The sequence below is a fragment of the Candidatus Poribacteria bacterium genome, assembly GCA_021295755.1.
Classification (GTDB): domain Bacteria; phylum Poribacteria; class WGA-4E; order WGA-4E; family PCPOR2b; genus PCPOR2b.
This window is the reverse complement of sequence record JAGWBT010000038.1, coordinates 1-4,605: the sequence shown is the minus strand read 5'-3', so window position 1 is coordinate 4,605 and position 4,605 is coordinate 1. Positions and strand designations below refer to the sequence as shown.

Sequence of the window (4,605 nt, the reverse complement as noted above, 5' to 3'; positions counted from 1 at the left end):
AAGCAGGAACTGAATCGTTCACCGCAAGACAGATGTCTCATTGCGGTCGGTCATTATCCGATCTTTCTGTCTCCTGATTTTTACGGAAGGTTTTCGGACCCGTCTTTACATTACGATGAACGGACCGGGCAAGAAGGGGTTCTGCTTCCAATCCTGCTCGAAGCCGGGGTCGATCTCTATCTTTGCGGTCATCTGCATACCTATGAGCGGACACGGTCCTACGGGGTTGCTTACCCGGATCTGATGCCGTATCAACCGAGTCAGTACTGTCAAGCCCTAGACGAACAACAGTGTTACGTCCGCTATATCCTCACTGAGGACACCATCCATGCCGAAGCACTATCCCTACACGGGACGGTCGTGGATACCTGGTCGCAGGTGCTTAATCGGGATCAGCAGTCAGTAGTGTGATAACAACTCAAAAGCGGCAATGCTGAATCTGCCTCACTAAATTCGACAATAAAACGAAAACCTATACTGTAGTTGCCCGATTTATCGGGCGTCGGAACCGCTCGCAGCAATTTTCTGATTCGCCGGAAGGAATTCATGATGAAACAGGTTATCATTGAAAATCCCGTTATCAATTCGCCCCTTCTCTGAACCGCAACGCCACCTCCGAATTCGACGAAAGGCGCATCACCGATGAGATTGTCGAAAGGCGGCGGCAGAGTGAGTATTTCATTCCGAATAGGATTATGTCATTTCTCAACAAATGAAAGACATCAAAAGTATACGTCTAAGAAATTACGATTACTCAACTAATGGCTATTACTTCGTTACGGCTCTCACAAATTATCGGCGACCGTATTTAACGAAAAATCTATATAAGTAGGTCAACGCCGCGATTAAAGAATTGAACAAATTGGGTGAAATTGTTCGACGCCTGAAAGCTAAAACGAGTCAGAAAGCCGGATTGAAGTTATGGCAACCCAATTATTACGAGCATGTGATTCGACACGATCAGGCACTATCACGAATTCGGCAATACGTTATTAACAACCCTCACGCAGAGCAAATTGAATTTAGGGATTTTTACGACAGCAACAAGCCTGACCGCAAAACGTAATTATCCTGTAGTCCGGTGAGTCAGCGCCGCTAATGCCTCGACAAATAGGGAAAACAACGCCTGATAAATCAGGCAACTACAGGTCATATTGAATGCTATTAATGTGCAACTCTCGATTTATTGGGACGAACCCCTTGAGAGACCACTTGAAACTCAGGGATAATAGGAGGAAACATCATGAACGATCTTGAACTGCAGCAGTATCTGTTCGATGTACAAGGCTACTTGGTAATTGAAAACGTCTTGAACTCAGAAGAACTTGCAACACTCAACCAGTTGATTGACGAGCAAGAACTACCCACACCGGGAAAGGTTCAACGATTTGGCAGTGCGCCAGACGGATCGGGATTTCTCGCCTGGGGAAAACCGTTCTGTGATCTATTGACCCATGAAGCGGTTATGCCGATTATTCGATTCCGGTTGGGCGATTGTTTCCGCCTCGATCGGATTTATGGGATGTACATGCGCGAGGGGATGCCAAGAGGACGACTGCACGCCGACTACGGTGCCACCTCCCCAACCTCCGGCGCTCAACCGGGAGAATACTTTCCTTTCCGTGATAATCAAGTCACTAACGGGTTTGTCGTAGTGACATGGGTGCTGTCTGATGCAGGTCCCGACTATGGTGGGTTTTGCTGTATCCCCGGCAGCCACAAAAGCAACTTTAAGCTACCACCACAGATAGATCAGGCTCCCGAAGATGCACCGTGCGTGATTATCCCCAATGCGTCAGCCGGTTCGGCGATCCTATTTACTGAGGCTCTAACGCACGGAACAGCAGCATGGCGCGGCAAGCATGAGAGGCGGTCTCTGCTGTATAAATATTCTGTGTCCCACATGGTGTGGCTCGCTCGACGCGTACAACCACCGGCGAATGTGGAACTGACACCGCGTCAGGAGATTCTCTTCGGTGAACCCGGAGATCCGCATCGCCACTTCCCATCGCTGTTTGAAGGATTTGAAAGCGAGCAAGCTGTATGAGTAGATCATTGGAATCTGCGCTACACAACTTGGTAAGGCAACGGTTGGATGATGCAGACATCAGTTATTGCGGGATAACTAAAAATGGATATCAAATCCCTGTCCTCCTTCATAAGGACGCCTACGATTTCTCTAGGGACTGCACCCGAATATTGATTATCGGAGGGGTCAATGGGACCGATGGTGACGTTCAACTAACCCTTGATGTAATTGAAACAATTACAAACCGTGTCAACGATTTCAACACCTTATCAATCAGTTATATTCCCTGCCTGGACTATGACGCATATATAAGTAGCCCACAAGCACCTCAAACTGAAGGGAAATTGACGCATGGATTCCCGCCCGATGGAAACTACTTCTTTGATCCAGAAATACCGGAGAGCAGATACATCTGGCGGTGGGTGTCCTACCAAGTCCCCGATCTAGTGATTGAGTTATCCTTTGGAGAATCAATCCAGATTGAACCCAACGAGGCTTCCTCCGCTTTTATGGCTGATATGAATACAGCGAGTCCTATCTCCGACGATAGCCTAATTGGAGCGCTGGGACGGAAGCATGAATCCAATCTGGGATCGATACCGGGAGTCAGGATCACGGGAACAAGCGAGCAGGTTGCATCAAAAACAGTTGAGTTATTGCACAAAGTGATAGATTCTAGGGGCACAGATCAATCTTCATCAAGTCTTGCTGCAGCTGCAATCCGCAGCCGGAGGGACCGAACTGCACAAGAGGTGAGTGAGGTACTAGCCTCGCAGTTTGGGTATAAGCTAGATTCCCCGATTAATTACATTCAAGGTGTCGGTGTGAGCGGTAGAATTCGATTGGCGGAACATAAGAATCAAGATGTGCCTGATGATATTTTCCAGCTTGTCGATCCTTATGTTGATGACCCTTCCACCAGTTTTGGCGATGCCCCCGGTTCTGCCTCGCTTGCCGGGGCGGTATGGGCAGATGATCTGTTCCGAGTGACCAAAGACCCAAGATACAAAAATTATCTCTTAGATCTGACAAATAGGTTTGATTCAAGTGGCTCAAATCCCCCTGCTCCGGCGGATCCGAGGTGGAGAACAGAGGATATGTTCATGCTTGGGTCAACAATGGGGAGGTGTTATGCGTTGACCCAAGATAGGCAATATCTAGACCTCCTGACCAATTTCCTCGTCGAAATGGGTACACAACAGATCTCAGGATTATATTGGCACGATAGAGAAACCCCTTTTTATTGGGGCAGGGGAAACGGATTCGCCGTTCTGGGGCTTGCAGAGACATTGACCTATCTGCCACAATCTCATCCCCTATACACCGATATACTTTTGATGTATCAGAAATTGTTGAACGGATTGCGAAAATACCAGAACCCGTCGGGTTGCTACCACCAGGTTATCACCCTACCGGGTAGTTATCAAGAACTCACAAGCACCTGCATGATCGGCTATGGGGTTGCCAGAGGGATTAAATTGGGACTGTTAGATCAATCCTATCTCCCAACGCTAGCGTCTCTATGGAATGGGCGATGTAGTTGATGGATGCACAGGGACAGGCGCGTTAGAGACGGAACACGATTACATCGTTCGAGAGGCACTGAGTGGTTATGATGACCGCACAGGCAGTCTGGCATTGTGGTTCGCTGTTGAGATGATGCAGCAAGATTCTTGGAAGAACTAATCAAAGCAAAACAATCCAACCATTCTGATCAAGAATGATTTTAATCAGAAAGGCGATCAGATGCCAGTCTATAAATATAAAACTTTTGAAGAGGCTGAAAGTGCTCTATGGAATTTCCATCCTGATGAAGCATATTTCAGTCAAGTGGCTGAACTTTGGAACTTTGCCAACAAACTTTGTCCAATTACTTACCCAAAAGGGATTTTTAAATATCGAAGCATAGAGGAAGCAAATAAACAGAGAAATGAGTGGGAGTTAGCTCATGCAAAGAAGATACAGGTGGCAAGAAAACGAGTCACAACCAAGGAGGCAAACCGATGCGAAGATTGAACAGAATTATTGTTTGGATAATTGTGTTGTTCCTTCAGCAGCAATTACTCGTTCAGGTATTCGCCGCTCAAGCGGAGCGGATTACCTCCAAAGAACTCAAGCGCTTACTAGACGCCAAAGAGAAGGTAACTTTGGTTGATGTCCGTGGCCAGATTAATTACAACCTCGGACACATCCCCGGAGCCATTTCGATGCCATTCCCGGATGGGATTGAAACGAGACATCAAACACTTCCCGCTGAAGGGCTAATTGTCTTGTACTGAAGCTGACCGGCGGAAGCCACAAGTGCCGGTGCGGCACAAATGTTAATAGACGAGTTTGGTTTTCCTCCGGAGCGCGTGAAAGTGCTCCAAGGAGGTTTTCCCGGATGGCAGCGGGCAGGCTATCCAATTGAAATGACGGTCGCTGTTGAACCGAAAGGAAAACGCTTCATCCTGTGGGGACAGATTAAATCAAAAAACCGGAGGTGAAGCGCAACTTAAATGAACGAATATGATCTAACCATTATCGGTGGAGGAAGCGCGGGCCTTGTGCTAGCGGTGGCGGGTGCGAAGTTAGGG

7 protein-coding genes are annotated in these 4,605 nt (G+C 47.6%); all 7 read left to right on the top strand.

Annotated features, from left to right (window positions below; translation table 11 throughout):
* Window positions 1-411: metallophosphoesterase (locus J4G02_07355; protein ID MCE2394392.1), on the top strand; the 411-nt coding region annotated here is incomplete at its 5' end.
* Window positions 412-1,243: 832 nt separating this feature from the next.
* Window positions 1,244-2,047, top strand: a complete 804-nt coding sequence (locus J4G02_07350; GenBank protein ID MCE2394391.1) for a phytanoyl-CoA dioxygenase family protein — start codon at window positions 1,244-1,246, stop codon at window positions 2,045-2,047.
* On the top strand, window positions 2,044-3,573 hold the full coding sequence (locus tag J4G02_07345) for a glycoside hydrolase family 88 protein (protein MCE2394390.1): 1,530 nt from the start codon (window positions 2,044-2,046) through the stop codon (window positions 3,571-3,573). Before J4G02_07350 ends, J4G02_07345 begins: the two co-directional genes overlap by 4 nt.
* Window positions 3,557-3,715, top strand: coding sequence for a hypothetical protein (locus J4G02_07340; protein ID MCE2394389.1), 159 nt, complete (start codon window positions 3,557-3,559; stop codon window positions 3,713-3,715). Before J4G02_07345 ends, J4G02_07340 begins: the two co-directional genes overlap by 17 nt.
* A gap of 60 nt (window positions 3,716-3,775) precedes the next feature.
* Entirely contained in the window at window positions 3,776-4,045 is a 270-nt protein-coding gene (locus J4G02_07335) for a hypothetical protein (GenBank protein MCE2394388.1), read from the top strand.
* Window positions 4,033-4,308, top strand: a complete 276-nt coding sequence (locus J4G02_07330) for a hypothetical protein (GenBank protein ID MCE2394387.1) — start codon at window positions 4,033-4,035, stop codon at window positions 4,306-4,308. The genes J4G02_07335 and J4G02_07330 overlap by 13 nt, the downstream gene beginning before the upstream one ends.
* Window positions 4,309-4,347: 39 nt before the next feature.
* The gene (locus J4G02_07325; GenBank protein ID MCE2394386.1) at window positions 4,348-4,515 is read left to right on the top strand and encodes a hypothetical protein; all 168 of its coding nucleotides are present in this window, start codon (window positions 4,348-4,350) and stop codon (window positions 4,513-4,515) included.
* Window positions 4,516-4,605: the final 90 nt, after the last annotated feature.

What these genes read in the sequence shown, in the direction of transcription:
- J4G02_07345 (MCE2394390.1), top strand. Translation starts at nt 2,044, where the DNA reads ATGAGTAGATCATTGGAATCTGCGCTACACAACTTGGTAAGGCAACGG.
- J4G02_07325 (MCE2394386.1), top strand. Translation starts at nt 4,348, where the DNA reads ATGTTAATAGACGAGTTTGGTTTTCCTCCGGAGCGCGTGAAAGTGCTC.
- J4G02_07330 (MCE2394387.1), top strand. Translation starts at nt 4,033, where the DNA reads ATGCGAAGATTGAACAGAATTATTGTTTGGATAATTGTGTTGTTCCTT.
- J4G02_07340 (MCE2394389.1), top strand. Translation starts at nt 3,557, where the DNA reads ATGGGCGATGTAGTTGATGGATGCACAGGGACAGGCGCGTTAGAGACG.
- J4G02_07350 (MCE2394391.1), top strand. Translation starts at nt 1,244, where the DNA reads ATGAACGATCTTGAACTGCAGCAGTATCTGTTCGATGTACAAGGCTAC.
- J4G02_07335 (MCE2394388.1), top strand. Translation starts at nt 3,776, where the DNA reads ATGCCAGTCTATAAATATAAAACTTTTGAAGAGGCTGAAAGTGCTCTA.